This is a genomic window from Marinobacter alkaliphilus (assembly GCF_055394375.1).
Genome location: NZ_AP043751.1, coordinates 1,586,822 through 1,603,823, shown reverse-complemented (window position 1 = coordinate 1,603,823; position 17,002 = coordinate 1,586,822). Strand labels below are relative to the sequence as shown.

At 59.9% G+C, this 17,002-nt stretch carries 13 protein-coding genes and 1 riboswitch; of the genes, 5 read left to right on the top strand and 8 right to left on the bottom strand.

What is annotated here, in order from left to right:
* Positions 1–23 precede the first annotated feature (23 nt).
* The 6 genes from ACZ5Q2_RS07185 to pqqA are packed head-to-tail and all read right to left on the bottom strand — an operon-like array spanning position 24 to position 5,104.
* Positions 24–1,892 (bottom strand): alpha/beta hydrolase family protein, encoded by a 1,869-nt coding sequence (locus ACZ5Q2_RS07185; protein WP_227510033.1) that lies wholly within the window; start codon positions 1,890–1,892, stop codon positions 24–26.
* The gene (gene pqqE / locus ACZ5Q2_RS07180) at positions 1,885–3,021 is read right to left on the bottom strand and encodes a pyrroloquinoline quinone biosynthesis protein PqqE (protein WP_061330669.1); all 1,137 of its coding nucleotides are present in this window, start codon (positions 3,019–3,021) and stop codon (positions 1,885–1,887) included. Before pqqE ends, ACZ5Q2_RS07185 begins: the two co-directional genes overlap by 8 nt.
* Positions 3,018–3,287 (bottom strand): pyrroloquinoline quinone biosynthesis peptide chaperone PqqD, encoded by a 270-nt coding sequence (gene pqqD, locus ACZ5Q2_RS07175; RefSeq protein WP_061330670.1) that lies wholly within the window; start codon positions 3,285–3,287, stop codon positions 3,018–3,020. The genes pqqE and pqqD overlap by 4 nt, the downstream gene beginning before the upstream one ends.
* An 11-nt stretch (positions 3,288–3,298) precedes the next feature.
* A complete protein-coding gene (gene pqqC, locus ACZ5Q2_RS07170; protein ID WP_061330671.1) occupies positions 3,299–4,054 on the bottom strand; it encodes a pyrroloquinoline-quinone synthase PqqC in 756 nt (251 codons plus the stop codon).
* Positions 4,051–4,980, bottom strand: a complete 930-nt coding sequence (gene pqqB, locus ACZ5Q2_RS07165; protein WP_061330672.1) for a pyrroloquinoline quinone biosynthesis protein PqqB — start codon at positions 4,978–4,980, stop codon at positions 4,051–4,053. Before pqqB ends, pqqC begins: the two co-directional genes overlap by 4 nt.
* A gap of 52 nt (positions 4,981–5,032) precedes the next feature.
* The gene (gene pqqA, locus ACZ5Q2_RS07160; protein ID WP_007153157.1) at positions 5,033–5,104 is read right to left on the bottom strand and encodes a pyrroloquinoline quinone precursor peptide PqqA; all 72 of its coding nucleotides are present in this window, start codon (positions 5,102–5,104) and stop codon (positions 5,033–5,035) included.
* A 227-nt stretch (positions 5,105–5,331) separates the two neighbouring features.
* Between pqqA and ACZ5Q2_RS07155 the strand changes: the two genes are divergently transcribed.
* Entirely contained in the window at positions 5,332–7,443 is a 2,112-nt protein-coding gene (locus tag ACZ5Q2_RS07155; RefSeq protein WP_061330673.1) for a NosR/NirI family protein, read from the top strand.
* A gap of 1 nt (position 7,444) precedes the next feature.
* On the opposite strand, the gene acuI is transcribed toward ACZ5Q2_RS07155, so the two are convergent.
* On the bottom strand, positions 7,445–8,428 hold the full coding sequence (acuI, locus tag ACZ5Q2_RS07150) for an acrylyl-CoA reductase (NADPH) (RefSeq protein WP_061330674.1): 984 nt from the start codon (positions 8,426–8,428) through the stop codon (positions 7,445–7,447).
* Positions 8,429–8,655: 227 nt separating this feature from the next.
* Between acuI and ACZ5Q2_RS07145 the strand changes: the two genes are divergently transcribed.
* A complete protein-coding gene (locus ACZ5Q2_RS07145; RefSeq protein WP_011785425.1) occupies positions 8,656–9,861 on the top strand; it encodes an ISL3 family transposase in 1,206 nt (401 codons plus the stop codon).
* A 161-nt stretch (positions 9,862–10,022) separates the two neighbouring features.
* On the opposite strand, the gene exaC is transcribed toward ACZ5Q2_RS07145, so the two are convergent.
* Positions 10,023–11,543 carry an acetaldehyde dehydrogenase ExaC gene (exaC, locus tag ACZ5Q2_RS07140; protein ID WP_044389289.1) on the bottom strand — a complete coding sequence of 507 codons (1,521 nt, stop codon included), beginning with the start codon at positions 11,541–11,543 and terminating at the stop codon, positions 10,023–10,025.
* Between the two features lie 302 nt (positions 11,544–11,845).
* Positions 11,846–11,952: riboswitch (guanidine-I (ykkC/yxkD leader) on the top strand.
* Positions 11,953–12,008: 56 nt separating this feature from the next.
* Between exaC and ACZ5Q2_RS07135 the strand changes: the two genes are divergently transcribed.
* Genes ACZ5Q2_RS07135 through uca form a run of 3 tightly spaced genes read left to right on the top strand, consistent with a single transcriptional unit; the run spans position 12,009 to position 17,002 of the window.
* Positions 12,009–12,734, top strand: coding sequence for an urea amidolyase associated protein UAAP1 (locus ACZ5Q2_RS07135; protein ID WP_061330675.1), 726 nt, complete (start codon positions 12,009–12,011; stop codon positions 12,732–12,734).
* Positions 12,735–12,746: 12 nt separating this feature from the next.
* Positions 12,747–13,385 carry an urea amidolyase associated protein UAAP2 gene (locus ACZ5Q2_RS07130; protein WP_061330676.1) on the top strand — a complete coding sequence of 213 codons (639 nt, stop codon included), beginning with the start codon at positions 12,747–12,749 and terminating at the stop codon, positions 13,383–13,385.
* On the top strand, positions 13,376–17,002 hold the full coding sequence (gene uca / locus ACZ5Q2_RS07125) for an urea carboxylase (RefSeq protein WP_061330677.1): 3,627 nt from the start codon (positions 13,376–13,378) through the stop codon (positions 17,000–17,002). The genes ACZ5Q2_RS07130 and uca overlap by 10 nt, the downstream gene beginning before the upstream one ends.

Sequence of the window (17,002 nt, the reverse complement as noted above, 5' to 3'; positions counted from 1 at the left end):
TTGTTATAGGAATAGTTGAGAGTTTAACTCAGTTTGTGCGCTGGTTCATTGTCCTTTTGGCGTATCATAGGGTTGTCTGGGACCAGGCTTCCATAAAACCGGTACAGCGATTCGAGCATGTGCGCCTGATTTTCTGCCCTCTGAAACCCGTGGCCTTCATCCTCATACCAGTGCAATTCCACCGGTTGGCCCCGGTCCTGAAGCGCGGCCACCATCCGCCGGGTCTGCTCAGGCACCACGACGGCATCTTTCCCACCCTGAAAAAAAATAGCAGGGCAGCTTATTTGGTCAGCCTGCAGGGCCGGAGTACGTGCCTGCCAGCGGGCACGATTGGACTGAGGATTCCCCAGCAGCCAGTCCAGGTAACCGGATTCAAACCGATGGGTTGCAGCACGAAGCCGCAATGGATCGGTCACGCCAAACAGGCTGCCAACGGCTTTGAAGCGGTCAGTCTGCACCGCCGCCATCAGTGCAGTAAAACCCCCGGAGCTTCGGCCCTGAATGAACACGTTGTCGGCGCAGACCAGCCCTTGTGCCGCCAGGTAATCGGCGCAGCGCACCATGTCCCGTGCATCCGCTTCGCCCCACCGGCCGGCCAGACGAAGGCGGAAATCCCGGCCAGCACCGGTGCTGCCGGTGTAATTCACCTCCGCAACGGCAAAGCCCCGCTGACACCAGAACTGAACCTGGGGGTTGTAGACCGCATAGGCGGCTGACGTTGGCCCACCGTGGGCGATCAGGATGACCGGTGGTGCCGCGGCGGATGCGGATATGGGAGGATATAGAAACCCTTGAACGGGGAGAGTGTCGGGCGCTTCCGCATCCACTACAAAAGCGACGGGGGCCACCGGCGCCATGATTGAGCGATCCGGCACTTGTCCGCCAGCCAGGATGGTTGCCGAGCCGGAGTCCGCACACACCTTCAGAACCGCATCGTGCCGGTCGGCAGCCCGCCCTATGCACACAAGGCCATCGGCTGACGGACTCAGATCCCGGAAATCCGTCCAGCCCTCAGCCACTCTCTGACACTGGCCGGCCCGCTCCAGCCAAAGTTCACCGATACCCTGACGGTATTGCACTCTGGCCCAACCACCCTCACGCAACGGGCAACTATGCCGCTCACCCAGTTGCCAGGGCGCGTTGGCATGATCGAGCATGGGCGCCGTGCTTTTCAGCCACTGGTCGCGGCCATCCCGGCGCGTTACCCGCCAGGGCTGCCACCAGCCCTCATGGTCGGATATGACCCACAGATGCTCACCGACAAACTGCGGTTGCTGAACCGAACCAGAAACCGGCGGGGACTGCCCTGACGCACCTGCAACATCACCGTCAGCCGTGACCGTTGCCTGCCAGAGCGTTGACTGCAACCAGGGCATATCCGGCAGTTGCCAGCTGCACCAAGCCACGCGGGAACCGTCCTGGCTGACCGCCGGCGCGCCGTAGAAGTCCAGCCCCTGGTGCAACACCCGGACTTGCCCCGTAGCTTCCAGGGCCATCAACGCCTGCTGTTCATGCCGTTCACGCACCGCCAACACCCGCTCATGTTGCGGGTCTGCCACCAAGCCTCCCCAGGTAGCGTCAACCTCCGGCACCAATAAGGTTCGTCTACCTGTCACTCGGTTGAGCTGCCAGACGCGCTGATCCTCCGCTACCCAGACCACTCGCCCCGGCAGTACCGCATAGGCACCACCACCGTAGCCGTTGAGGCGACTTCGGATACTGCCCGGGCCGGTGTTGACCCGACAGATGCCGGAGTTGTCCGCCTGCCAAAGGGCAACAGAACCGGTTTCCGGCTCAGACGCAAGCCAGAAAATGCTATCGCCGCACACTCTCAGCTGCGCATACTGGGAAAAACCGGCGCAGGCAGCATGCGCCGAAATCGGCTCAGCCACGGTAGAGTAACTTGGAATTCCGGGCATTGCGGTAGATAAGGTCGTCCAACCCCGCTGTAGCGTGATCCGCAGCGGTGCGGGCGGCCAGAATCCGATCGTTATGGGGCGATTTGGAGCAGACCGGATCGGCGTTATCGGCATTACCGGTCAGCAGATAAGCCTGGCACCGACAGCCGCCAAAATCCTTGTCTTTTTCATCACAGGATCGACAGGGTTCTGGCATCCAGCTGTCACCACGGTAATGGTTGAAGCCGGGGCTGTGATACCAGATGTCGTTCAGGGACTTGGTTTGCACGTTGGGAAAATCGATGGGTAACAGGCGGGCGCTGTGGCAAGGCAAGGCGGTGCCATCGGGTGCCACGGTCAGGAACAGGTTGCCCCAGCCATTCATGCAGGCCTTCGGGCGCTCCTCGTAGTAGTCCGGGGTGACGAAGATCACTTTCATGGCGCGATCACGGCTACGGAGATCGTCCCGGTAGCAATTCACCTCATGTTCTGCCTGAACCAGTTGGGCTTTGGAGGGCATCAGTCCTTCCCGATTTTTAAATGCCCAGCCATAGTACTGGCAGGTGGCCAACTCCACGTAATCGGCATCCAGGTTTTCACACAGGGCCAGAATGTCGTTCATCTGGTGAATGTTATGACGGTGGATCACAAAGTTGAGCACCATCGGGTAGCCGGCCGCCTTGACCGCCCGGGCCATGGCCAGCTTCTGTTCGAAGGCTTTGCGGGAACCGGCCACGGCGTTGTTGAGTTCCGGGTCTGAGGCCTGAAAGCTGACCTGAATGTGGTCCAGCCCCGCCTCGGCAAACGCCTGCACTTTTGCTTCAGTCAGCCCGATGCCGGAGGTAATCAGATTGGTGTAATACCCCAGATCCCGGGCCCCGGCAATCAGCTCCGGCAGGTCCTGGCGCACCAGCGGCTCGCCGCCGGAGAAGCCCAGTTGGGCCGCCCCCATGGCTCGCCCCTGGCGCAACACATCCAGCCATTGCTCCGTGGACAGTTCCTGTTGCTGGCTGGCGTAGTCCAACGGGTTGGAGCAATAGGGGCATTGCAGCGGGCAGCGATAGGTGAGCTCCGCCAGCAACCACAGCGGCGGCCCTACCCGTGCTTCTGCGGCCGCCGTCATGACCACTCAATCCACTGTTGCTGAACCGCGTCTGCCAGAAACGCTTCCACATCGGCCGCCAGCGGGCCGGCCTCCGGGAACTGCTGTTCCAGGGAGTGGATAATTTGGTGTACCGGGCGAACCCCGTCCACTTCCGCCAGGATGGCACCGGCGCTGCCGTTGAGCTTGACCATACCCTCCGGGTACAGCAACACATGGCTTTGTTGCACCGGCTCCCACTGGAACCGGAAACCACGGCGGAGTTTGGGCGTTTTCTCCAAAGTCATGGTAACGCTCCTTACAGGCCCCGATGCCAGACCGGCTGATCGGTGACCGTATGGTATGGCGGTGTCTGGTGAACGTAAGCCATGGTCAGGGCATCCAGCAACGACCAGAGAATGTCCAGCTTGAATTGCAGAATCTCGAACGCCCTTTGTTGCTGAGCCTCGGTGACAAAATGGTCCAGGGTAATGGCCAGGCCGTGCTCCACGTCCCGTCTGGCCTCCGATAGACGTTTACGGAAATAGCGGTAGCCATTCTCTTCAATCCACGGGTAATGCTGTGGCCAGCTGTCGAGCCGCGACTGGTGGATTTCCGGCGCAAAAAGCTCGGTCAGTGACGAGCAGGCCGCCTCTTGCCAGGTTGCCCGGCGCGCAAAGTTGAAATAGGCATCCACAGCAAACCGGACACCGGGGAGTACGTGGCGTTCGTCGATCACCTCTTCCCGGCTCAGCCCCACGGCTTCGGCGAGCGTCAGCCAGGCCTCGATACCACCCACATCCCCTTCGTGACCATCGTGGTCCAGAATGCGCTGCAGCCACAACCGCCGAACCCCAGCATCCGGGCAGTTCGACATGATGGCGGCATCCTTCTGTGGAATCCGCACCTGGTAGTAGTATCGGTTGGCGACCCACCCACGAATCTGTTCCGGCGTGCACCGGCCGCTGTACATGGCTCGATGATAAGGGTGGTGAATATGGTAGTAGGCGCCTTTATCTCTGAGGGCCTGTTCGAAATCCTGCCGGTTCATGGCGGTGTTGGCTTTGGCGTTCATGGTTGCCCCGTCAGTTCAAAATGCATTCCGTCCCGGGCGACTTCGATGCCATGGGCCGTGAGCTCTGCCCGTTCCGGCGAGTCTTCGTCGAGAATCGGATTGGTGTTGTTGATGTGGATCAGCACCTTGCGCTGGGCCGGCATGCTGTCCAGTAACTCGATCATGCCACCGGCGCCGGACTGGGCGAGATGCCCCATGGCCTGGCCGGTTTTGGTGCCCACTTCCTGACGGATCATCTCGTCGTCGTGCCAGACGGTGCCATCTACCAGAAGCAAATCCGCCCGCTGCATCCAGCCGCGAATGCGGGCATCGGGTTGCCCCAGGCCGGGCGCATAGAGCACGGTCTGCCCGGTGCGGGTATCTCGAATGAAAAGACCGATGTTGTCACCCGGATGGGGATTATCCCGGCGCGGGGAGTATGGCGGGGCGTTACTGAGCAAGGGAATGGCCGTCAATTCAAGGGAGGGCGCGCAGGGCAGACTGAATGGTTGCTGCTCATCGGCCGGAATCTCGCGCCAGTTAAGCCCGCCATTCCAGTGGCTAAGCATTGTGAACAACGGAAACCCGGAACTCAGGTCGTCGTGCACCTGGCGAGTACACCAGACATCCATCGGTAACCCCTCACGCAGAGACAGAAGCCCCGTGGTGTGGTCAACCTGGCTATCCATCAAGACAACCGCGGCGATGCCCGTATCCCGGAGCGCCCGCGCCGGCTGCATGGCAGGAAAAGCAGCGAGTTGAGCACGAATATCCGGAGAGGCATTGAACAGAATCCAGCGTTCGCCATCCTCAGAGATGGCAATCGACGACTGGGTGCGGGCATGAGCATTCAGCGTTCCGGCGCGGAAGCCGGCACAGTTTCGACAGTTGCAGTTCCATTGAGGGAACCCGCCGCCAGCGGCCGACCCCAGAATGTGCAGGTGCATCAGCAGATCTCCCGAGCGGGAACGACCAGCCAAAGGGCTGGCCGGCCAGGGCTCACCGGTTGGCGAAGTACATGGTTACTTCAAAACCGATCCGCAGGTCTTCATAAGCAGGCTTGGTCCACATGATGCTCACCTCTTGTCGTGATTATTAGTGCGTTGCATGGTGGTGCGAACGGGCGTTTGCCAGATGCACACAATCATCGTAATCACAGACGCTGGCACCCCATATGGTACTTTGGAACTGTTTTCCGCCGGCTGAAAGTAGCAATCGTTTGCCCCCGAGGTTGAATTGAGCCCAACCCCCAGCGGCCTAGCATGGGAGAAGGACAATAATAACTTCAGGAGACCACCATGGCCGGGCGCTTTCTGCTCTCGCTACTGCTTTGTTGTCTGGCTGCAACGCCCTTGCGGGCAGAACTTTCCGACGACACCCGGCAGATCATCCAGGATCTGTTTCCCTCGGCCACCGTTATCGAAGAGCAACTGGCGGATTTCCCGGTGTATCCGGTTTACCAGCTCCAGGAACTGCTGGGTTACGCCTACGTTTCAACAGACTTCAGCAAACTTCCGGGCTTTGCCGGCAAGCCGATTACCATGATGATCGGCCTGGATACACGGGGCCGGTTCACCGGCGTGCGGGTACTGCATCACCACGAGCCGGTATTCCTTCATGGCCTGGGGGAGGAATCACTCTACGAATTTGTCGATCAGTACGAGGGGCGCGCACTGACGGAGCAGATTGTGGTGAGTTCCTCGGGCCGTTCGGGCCGGACTTCCTCCGGCAATGTGGTGTACTTTGATGGCGTCAGCAAGGCCACGGTGTCGGTTCTGATCATCAACGATTCGGTGCTCTCCTCGGCCTTGCAGGTGGCCCGCAACAAGCTCGAGGGCTTCGCCCAGGCTGCACCCACCCGGGCCCGCCAGGACCTGTTCGAACCGCTCACCTGGGAGCAACTGCTGGAGCGGGGTTACGTCACCCGCATCGAGGTAACGGCCGCGGATGTGGAACAGCAATTGGGCCGACCGCTGTCGGACTATCCTGGCAACCTTGAGCCCGATCCTGGCGAGGCTTTCTCGGAACTCTACCTGGCTTATATGAACTCCCCCATGGTCGGTCGCAACCTGCTGGGCGACGATCGATACCAGGCCTTCAGGGAGCGCCTTGGCGACAACGGCAAGGTGATGTTGGTGATGTCTCGGGGCCGTTACCCCCACATTGGCGCGGACTTTGTGCCGGGCAGCACTCCGGACCGGTTTGGTCTGAGCCAGAATCAGCTGTCTGTCGAGATGCGAGACCTGAACTGGCTGGAAACCGGCCAGAGCTTCGCCGCTGCCGGTGTGCCGGAGATGACGGCGGTTAACCTGTTCCGGGTCGGTGGCAACGCCGGTTTTAACCCCGGGGTCGAATCCACACTGACTCTCAATACCGTGTTGGCCCGCAACCACCTGGTGGTGGACACCGCCCGTTTCGAGCTGCCCGTTGCTTTCCCGGAGGAACTGTTTGAGACGGTAGACATTGCCGCCGGGCCGGACCAGACCCGGGAACCGATGTGGGTGGGGCTGTGGAAAGAGCGCTGGTGGCAAATTACCTTGCTGGTGCTGAGCCTCACTCTGCTGACGATTTTCTTCGCCCGCCAGAAAACCCTGACCCGACACCCGAAGCTGGTTCATCGGTTTCGCTGGGGCTTCCTGTTCTTCACCCTGTTCTTTATCGGCTTCTACGCCCAGGGCCAGTTGTCGGTGGTGAATATCTACACCTTGCTGCTGGCCATCAGGGATGGTTTCAGCCTGAACATGTTCCTGCTGGACCCGGTGATTTTCATCCTATGGACGTACACGTTCGTCACCCTGTTCATCTGGGGCCGGGGGGTGTTCTGCGGTTGGCTGTGCCCGTTTGGCGTGCTGCAGGAGATGGCCGCCTGGCTGGGCCAGAAACTCCGTTTCCGGCAAATCAAGGTACCGGAGCGCTGGCACCGGAAGCTCATCCTGATCAAATACCCGGTGCTGCTGGCCATCGTTATTGCATCGTTTTATTCGCTGACGCTGGCGGAACAGCTGTCTGAAGTGGAACCCTTCAAAACCAGCATTACATTGTTCTTCGTGCGTTACTGGCCGTTTGTGGTTTACGCCGTGGCCCTGCTGGCGGTGGGCATGTTTATCCACAAATTCTACTGCCGCTACCTGTGCCCCCTGGGGGCCGGCCTGGCGGTGCTTGGCAAATTCCGGATCTTCAGCTGGCTGGAGCGGGTTGACCGTTGCGGCCAGCCCTGCCAGCACTGCAAGAATGCCTGTGGCATCAATGCCATTCGCAAGGATGGCCGGATTGATTACGACGAGTGTATCCAGTGCCTGGAGTGCGTGGTGATTCTCCGCGACCAGAATCAGTGCGTGGATGCTATTGTCCGCAACAAGCAGCAACAAAAGCAGGCACGGATTCTGGCCACGGACGCCGCCGGGGCCTGATTCAGCCAGCTACGGGGATAACGATACGGCCGCGGATCTTGCCGTCCATGAGACGGCTGGCCGCATCAATGGCATCATCGAAGGCGACTTCGGTGATCATGCTGTCGAGCAGCTCCGGGGACAGGTCCTCGGCCAATCGTTTCCACGCGTAAAGGCGGTCTGCTTTCGGGGCCATCACACTGTCGATACCACACAGAGTCACGCCACGCAGAATGAACGGGGCGACGGTGGACGGGAAATCCATACCGGCGGCCAGGCCGCAGGCGGCGACCACACCGTGGTATTTCATGCCGGCACAGACATTGGCCAGCACCTGGCCGCCAGCCACATCCACCGCGCCAGCCCAGGTTTCGCGGGCCAGGGGTTTTCCGGGCTCACTCAGGTCAGCGCGATCCATTATCTGTTTGGCGCCCAGCGACTTCAGATAGGCTTCTTCTTCCTTCCGGCCAGTCACAGCGGTCACGGAGTAACCCAGCTTGGCCAGAATGGCGACTGCCACACTGCCAACACCACCGGTGGCGCCGGTCACCAGAATGTCGCCAGACTCCGGCTTCACGCCATGCTTCTCCAGAGCGATGACACACAGCATGGCGGTGTAACCGGCCGTACCAATGGCCATGGCCTGACGAGCCGTGAACGGAGCCTGCAGCGGGATCAACCAGTCACCAGAGAGTCGAGCCTTCTGGGCCAGACCACCCCAGTGCTTCTCACCCACACCCCAGCCGTTCAGGACCACTTCGTCTCCGGCCTTGAAGTCGGGATTGGACGATTCCGTCACCACACCGGCCAGATCGATGCCCGGCACCATCGGATAGGTCTTGGCAATGGGCGCACGACCGGTAATGGCCAGAGCGTCCTTGTAGTTCAGGGTGCTGTATGCCACATCCACAGTCACATCGCCTTCCGGTAACTGCGCTTCATCTATGGACTTCAGGGACACCTGCTGGTCGCCCCGGCTGCCTTCGATCAGAATACCTTTGAACATATGCCCTCCTCGAATCAGGTGCCAAGGTAAACGCCGGAGCACCGGCACTCTGCCTCAGCCAGAAAACAATTTACGAAGTCGCCCTCACTGTAGCGTAAACGGCTGTAAAAATAGAGGAATAAAAAAGGTTCATCGCGGGTTAGCGTGAAAAAGTAGGAGACGGCGGTCAAACCGGTTAGTTTTGAGTTCGCCAAAACAACAAACCTGACCGACTCACCGCCGTCCCTATGAATGCTAATCCTCTTGCCCTGTTCTGGGAAGGATTCACGATAGAATCGTATGCCCAGATTGACGCTCAATCTCTGCTCATCCGACTGCAACCTGCCGACGATTACTTGCCATGCTGCAGTGGTTGTAATCAGCACACGCTTGCCATCCATGACATCAGCACCCGACGAGTCCGAGAACGCGACCTGTTCCAATACCGCGTCTGGCTGGACGTGCCAGTTCGCCGAGTTCGTTGTACGACCTGTGGCCCCAAGCTTGAACAGATTCGCTGGTTACCAGGGCGACAGCGTCTGACGGCAGGCATGGTCAGTTGGATTGAATCCCTGGTACGACTGATGCCGATCCAACATGTGGCAACGCTGCTAGGGTTGCATTGGCATACGGTCAAGGCCATCGACCATCGGCGCCTCAAACGAGAAGTGACTGAGCCAGATAAACGCCGGATTCGTCGACTGATCATGGATGAGTTCGCCTTGTTCAAGGGACACCGCTACGCCACCGTGGCGATTGATGCGGATACTCAACAAGTCCTCTGGGTTGGAGAAGGCCGCAGTCGAGCAGCGGTACGCCCCTTCTTTGAATGGCTGGGGCCGGAAACCTGTGGCCAGATCGAAGCCGTGGCGATGGATATGAATACCGCCATGGACCTGGAAGTTCAGCACCACTGCCCACAAGCACGGGTGGTCTATGACCTGTTCCACGTTGTAGCAAAGTTCGGACGGGAAGTGATTGACCGTGTCCGGGTCGATCAGGCCAATCAGCTTCGACACGACAAGCCGGCTCGCAAAGTAGTGAAACGAAGTCGCTGGCTGTTGCTCAGAAACCGAGGCAACCTCAAGGACGAGCAGGCTCTGAAGCTCGAAGAACTGCTGCAAGCCAACCAGCCCCTGATGACTGTCTACGTCCTGAAAGACCAGCTCAAAGAGCTCTGGTACGCTCCCTCAGAGGCCGATGCCAGACAACGCTGGCAAGACTGGCTAAATCTGGCTATGAGTAGTGGGCTGGCCCCCGTGCAGCAGTTTGCCAGGCGCCTCAAGGGCTACGTCGACGGCATTATCGCCAGCGCGGTCTACCGGTTGAACACCAGTGTGTTGGAGGGAATGAACAACAAGATCAAGGTGATCAAGCGGGTGGCCTACGGCTACCGGGATAACGACTACTTCTTTCTGAAGATAAAAGCAGCATTTCCCGGTAAAGCGCGATGAACCATAAAAAAGGCCCTGGGAAGGGCCTAAGGAGAGTGCAGAAAGATCCCGCGCTCCGCGAAGGAGCTACCTGACAAATGCCAGGCCAACAATGTGCACCGTCCCTGTGCGGTCACACGAAACGGGGCCCGTGTGGATGGGCCCCAACTGCCACTTGCAGATCAGAAGAACCCGAGCGGGTTGGTGTCATAGCTGGTCAACATGCACTTGGTCTGCTGGTAATGCTCCAGCGCCATCTTGTGGGTTTCACGGCCAACACCGGACTTCTTGTAACCACCGAACGCGGCATGGGCCGGGTACGCGTGGTAACAATTCATCCATACCCGACCGGCCTGAATGTTGCGGCCCATCCGGTAAGCAAGATTAGTGTCGCGGGTCCAGACGCCGGCACCCAGGCCAAACTCGGTGTCGTTGGCGATGGCCAAGGCTTCTTCCTCAGTCTTGAAGGTGGTGACACCCACCACCGGGCCGAAGATTTCTTCCTGGAACACACGCATCTTGTTGTCGCCCTTGAACAGGGTCGGCTGGATGTAGAAGCCGTTGTTGAATTCACCTTCCAGATGCTCACGGTCACCACCGGTCAGCACAACCGCGCCTTCCTGACGGCCAATCTCCATGTACGACATGATCTTGTCGAACTGTTCCTTGGACGCCTGGGCACCCACCTGAACGTCGGTATCCAGCGGGTTGCCACGCTTGATGGCCTTGGTGCGCTCAACCACTTTCTGCATAAATTCTTCGAACATGTCTTCCTGAACCAGCGCCCGTGACGGGCAGGTGCAGACTTCGCCCTGGTTGAAGAACGCCAGCACCAGACCTTCCACGCACTTGTCGATGAACTCCGGCTCAGCCTTCATCACGTCAGAGAAGTAAATGTTCGGTGACTTGCCACCCAGCTCAACGGTAGACGGGATAATGTTTTCAGCCGCGCACTTGAGGATGTGGGAGCCCACCGGGGTGGAGCCGGTAAAGGCGATCTTGGCAATGCGCTTGCTGGTGGCCAGAGCCTGGCCGGCTTCAATACCGTAGCCGTTAACAATGTTGAGCACGCCCGGCGGCAGCAGGTCGCCGATGATTTCCATCAGTACCAGAATGCTGGCAGGGGTCTGCTCGGCGGGCTTCAGCACCGTGCAGTTACCGGCCGCCAGGCACGGGCCCAGCTTCCAGGCCGCCATCAGCAGCGGGAAGTTCCAGGGGATAATCTGGCCAACCACACCCAGCGGCTCGTGGAAATGATAGGCCACGGTGTTGTGGTCGATTTCGCCCATATGGCCTTCCTGGGCACGCAGGCAGCCGGCGAAGTAACGGAAGTGGTCCGCCGCCAGGGGAATATCGGCGTTCAGGGTTTCGCGAACGGCCTTGCCGTTGTCCCAGGTCTCGGCAACCGCGAGCTTCTCGAGATTGGCTTCAATGCGGTCAGCAATTTTCAGCAGGATGTTGGAACGCTCGGTGGGAGACGTCTTGCCCCAGGCCGGCGCTGCTTTGTGGGCGGCGTCCAGCGCCAGCTCGATGTCTTCAGCGGTCGAGCGCGGAATCTCACAGAAAGCTTCGCCGGTCACCGGCGTTATGTTCTCAAAATACTGGCCCTTAACCGGCGCTACCCATTCACCGCCAATGTAGTTCTCATAGCGGGATTTAAAAGAAACAACGGAGCCGTCCTTTCCTGGTTGTGCGTAGATCATGATATCGACCTCTTTGTTGTGTTTGTCGCATGGCAACGCGGCCTTTCGCGTTTACTCATTCAATGTAGACCCCATGCCGGATTCCGTGAATGCGTCGTTGGGGGCGAAAAACTCGTTCCTTGGTAGTAGGTGACCCCGCACCAAAACAGGGCAGATGCACGATAGCGATTCACGCCGCTTCTGAACGCAAGCAAAACAACCAATAAAAACGGACAGTTAGGTTTTGGCACAAACTCTGCAATGATCTTTTCACGCAACGAGAAGTCGGTGATTGAAGCCACCATCGAAGCGCAACAATCTGACCAATGGTCAACTAGGGTTCCGGTCTGCCGGTTAGTCGCGCAGACGCCTGGTCCGAGAGTTGACGACCTTTTCCAAGGTTACACGGCGGGACAAAAGCCCGGGAGAATCGTTCAGTGACTGACGTCTCTCGTTTTTTGACACCCGACCCAGAAGGAAAAGGTTATGCTCGAAACAGCAGCCCCCCTCTACGATGATCTGATTCCCGGCGGATCCCACTGGTCATTCATCATGCGCCGAGGCCATGTGCTACGGCTGATTGACGAAACCGGCGGCGCCAACGTCGGCATGTTGATGTACAACCCCGAGAATCCCCTCGAGCGTTACAACATGCCCGACACCCTGAAGAACCAGCACACCTTCCTGCTCACCAAAGGCCATGTTCTGCTCTCGGACATGGGCCGGGTGTTCGCCTCCATCATCCGTGATGACCTGGGCTGGCACGACACCGTGGCCGGCACCTGTCATGCCGACCTGGTGGAACAGCGCTGGGGCAGGAAGACCTATCAGGAAGCCCACAACCACTACCATCGCAACGGCGTCACCAGCTTCCTCAACGAACTGGCCAAGTATGGCCTGGGCAAGAAAGACCTGACCGCCAACCTGAACTGGTTCAGCAAGGTAAAAACCGATGACGACGGCAACATGGCCTTTTCCGAGAACCACTCCCACGCCGGTGCCACCATCGATCTGCGCTTTGAGATGGATACCTTGGTGGTTTTGCACACCTGCCCGCACCCGATGAACCCTGCCACGGAGTATCCACGCAACCCGGTGCGCTATCAGCTGTTTAAAGCGGCTCCGGTGACGGATGCCGACCTGTGCAAGACCTCGTCGCCGGAGGCCACCCGCGCCTTCGCCAACAACGCTCTTTACCACCTGTTCCAGTAACGGAGGCCGGACATGATCAAGCAAAGTGCATTGACCCCAGACAACGCCGCCTTCCGCGAAACCGTCCCGGCAGGTGAGTATTTTCTGAAAGTGATAAAAGCTGGCGAAACCATCCGGATTCTCGATCTGGAAGGCAACCAGGCCGCAGACACCTTGTTCTACAACGCCCACAACCCCACAGAGCGCTACAGCGCCGTGGACACCATCCGCGAGCAGGGCAACGTTTACCTGACCGCCGGCTCGAAGCTGATGTCCTCTGAAAACAACGTGATGCTGGAAATCACCGCCGACACCTGTGGCCGTCACGACACCCTGGGCGGTGCCTGCGCGGCAGAGAGCAACACCACCCGTTATGCCCTTGAGAAGAAATGCATGCACGCCTGTCGCGACAGCTGGCTGGTGGCGGTCACCGAGCACGAGGAACTGGGCATGAGCAAGCGGGACATCACCCACAACATCAATTTTTTCATGAACGTACCGGTGACCGCCGACGGTGGCCTGACCTTTGCCGACGGCATTTCCGACGCCGGCAAATACATCGAACTGGAAGCCCGGATGGACGTGCTGGTGATGATCTCCAACTGCCCTCAGCTCAACAATCCCTGCAACGGCTGGAACCCGACGCCGATCGAGGTGCTGGTATGGAGCTGAACCGAACATTCAACAAGGTTCTGATTGCCAACCGGGGCGCCATCGCCTGCCGAGTGATCCGCACTCTGCGGGACATGGGCATGACCTCGGTGGCGGTCTACGCCGAGGCGGATGCGGATTCGCTGCACGTGCGCCAGGCCGATGAGGCCTATTCCCTGGGCGAGGGTCCCGCGGCAGCCACCTACCTGGATCAGGACAAACTGTTTTCGATCATCCGCGAGAGCGGAGCCGGCGCCATTCACCCCGGTTACGGCTTCCTCAGCGAGAACGCCGATTTTGCCCGGCGCTGCGATGCCGAGGGCGTGGTGTTTCTTGGCCCGACACCCGAGCAGATGGAACAGTTCGGCCTCAAACACACTGCCCGGGCGCTGGCCGAGAGCGCCGGCGTACCGCTGCTGCCCGGTACCGGACTGCTGACTGACCTGGAGGATGCCCTGCAGGCCGCCGAGACCATCGGCTACCCGGTCATGCTGAAAAGCACCGCTGGCGGGGGTGGCATCGGTATGTCCCGCTGCTATGGGCCGGAAGACCTGAGCAAGAGTTTCGAGTCGGTGCAGCGTCTGAGCCAGAACAACTTCAGCAACACCGGCGTGTTCCTGGAGAAGTTTGTGGAACACGCCCGCCATGTTGAAGTGCAGCTGTTCGGTGACGGAGAGGGCCAGGTGCTGGCCCTGGGCGAGCGGGACTGTTCGGCCCAGCGACGCAACCAGAAAGTGATTGAGGAAGCCCCGGCACCGGGGCTGACCGACAATGTCCGCCTCCGCATGCACGCCACCGCCCGCCAGCTGGGCGAAAGCATCGGCTACCGTAGTGCCGGCACCGTAGAGTTTATCTACGACCCGGACACCACCGAGTTCTATTTTCTGGAAGTGAATACCCGCTTACAGGTGGAACACGGTGTTACCGAGCAAGTGTTTGGTGTTGACCTGGTGCGCTGGATGGTGGAACTGGGTGCCGGCACCCTGCCCGACCTGGCGACACTGGCCAGCGACCTGTCGGCGTCCGGCCACGCCATTCAGGCCCGGATCTACGCCGAAGACCCCAACAAGGATTTCCAGCCCGGTGCAGGCCTGCTTACCAACGTAGCCTGGTCTGACGAAGATGGCCTGCGCATCGACACCTGGATTCAGCCAGGTACAGAAGTGTCGCCGCTTTACGACCCCATGCTCGCCAAAGTGATCGTACACGAGCCAGATCGCGAATCGGCCCGCCAGGCACTGATGCGCGCCCTGGACGATAGCCAGCTGTACGGCATTGAGACCAACCTGAAGTACGTTCGCCAGGTGCTGGACGATCCGCGCTTTGCCGAAGGCCGCCTGTTCACCCGCACCCTCAACGAATTCGAATACCGCCCAGCCACGGTGGATGTGCTCAGCGGTGGCACCCTGACCACCATTCAGGATTACCCCGGCCGCATCGGCTACTGGGAAATCGGCGTGCCGCCGTCCGGCCCGTTTGACAGCTATTCGTTCCGCCTCGGTAACCGCCTGCTGGGCAACCCGGAAGGAGCCCCCGGGCTTGAAGTTACCCTCAAGGGCCCCGTGCTTACCTTCAATCGTGCCACCCAGATTGCCCTCACGGGGGCGCCGATGGACGCCACGCTCAACGATGAGCCGGTTGAGTTCTGGCAGGTGATTGATGTGCCCGCCGGCGCCACTCTGAAACTGGGTGCCACCACCGCCGACGGCGCACGGGCCTATGTTCTATTCCGCGGCGGGCTGGATTGCCCGCAATACCTGACCTCCTACAGTACCTTTACCCTGGGTCAGTTTGGAGGCCACTGCGGCCGGGCACTGCGGGCTGGCGATGTGTTGGCACTGGCAGACGCTGAACCCACCGGCCCGATCACCCTGCCCGCCGACCTGAAACCGACCATTGGCAAGACCTGGAAGCTGCACGTTACCTATGGCCCCCACGGAGCTCCAGACTATTTCACCGGTCAGGACATCGACACCTTCTTCGCCAGCGAGTGGGAAATTCACTACAACTCCAGCCGCACCGGCGTGCGCCTGATTGGCCCGAAACCGGAATGGGCGCGCAGCGACGGCGGCGAGGCCGGCATGCACCCCTCCAACATTCACGATAACGCCTACGCCGTAGGCACCGTGGATTTCACCGGTGATATGCCGGTGATTCTGGGGCCCGATGGCCCGAGCCTGGGCGGCTTTGTCTGCCCGGCAACGGTGATCAGCGCCGACCTCTGGAAATTGGGCCAGCTCAAAGCCGGCGACAAGGTGCAGTTTGTGCCGGTGAGCCAGGATCAGGCGGTAGCCCTGCGAGAAGCCCTGGACGAATCGGTCGTCACACTGACTGCCGCCACCGCCCGCATCACCCCCATCAAACCAATCACTCCGATTCTGGACTCGCTGAGCACCAACGAACACGAAACCGGCGTGGTTTACCGGGCCGCCGGCGACAACTATGTGCTGGTGGAATACGGCCCGATGGAACTGGACATCCGCCTACGGTTCCGAGCCCACGCGTTGATGCTCTGGCTGCGCGAACAGAATCACGACGCCATTCTGGAACTGACCCCCGGCATCCGTTCCCTGCAGGTGCATTACGACAGCCAGACACTGAACCAGCGCACACTGCTGGATCTGCTCATTCGCGCCGAAAAGGAGCTGGAAAAACAACCGGAGTGGGACGTGCCGGCGCGAATTGTGCACCTGCCCCTTTCCTGGGATGACGAGGCCTGCCAGACGGCCATCGCCAAGTACATGCAGTCAGTGCGCAAGGATGCGCCCTGGTGCCCGAGCAACCTGGAATTCATTCGCCGCATCAATGGCCTGGACAGCATCGACGAGGTCAAGAAGACCGTATTCGACGCCAGCTACCTGGTGATGGGCCTGGGCGACGTTTACCTGGGTGCGCCGGTGGCCACGCCCCTTGATCCGCGCCATCGACTGGTGACCACCAAGTACAACCCGGCCCGTACCTGGACCGCAGAGAACTCCGTCGGTATCGGCGGGGCCTACCTGTGCATCTACGGCATGGAAGGCCCCGGCGGCTACCAGTTTGTCGGCCGCACCCTACAGATGTGGAACCGATACCGCACCACAGACTTTTTCGAGGAAGGCAAACCCTGGCTGCTCCGCTTCTTTGACCAGGTGCGTTTCTATGAGGTCAGTGCCGAGGAACTTCAGCAAATCCGGAAAGACTTCCCCAACGGGGATTATCCGATCCGGGTCGAGCACACCCGCTTCAACCTGAAGGACTACGAGCAGTTCCTCGCAGACAACCACGACGAGATCCAGACCTTCACCGATCAGCGCAAACAGGCCTTTGACGAGGAACTGCAACGCTGGATCGAATCCGGCCAGATAAACTTCAGCTCCGAGGCGCCCATCGAGGAAACCGGGGAAGACGACATCGCCAATCTGCCAGTTGGCCATCACGCCGTGGAGAGCCACATCGCGGGCAATGTCTGGGAGTGTCTGGTCAAACCGGGAGACATGATTGCGGCACAACGCCCAGTGGCGGTGGTGGAGTCCATGAAGATGGAGATTGAACTGCTGAGCCCGATTGCCGGCAAGGTCATTGAAGTGCGGCGAGAGCCGGGCCAGGCGGTCGCCCCGGGAACCCCCGTGGTGATCGTGGAAGAGGTTACCGAGTAA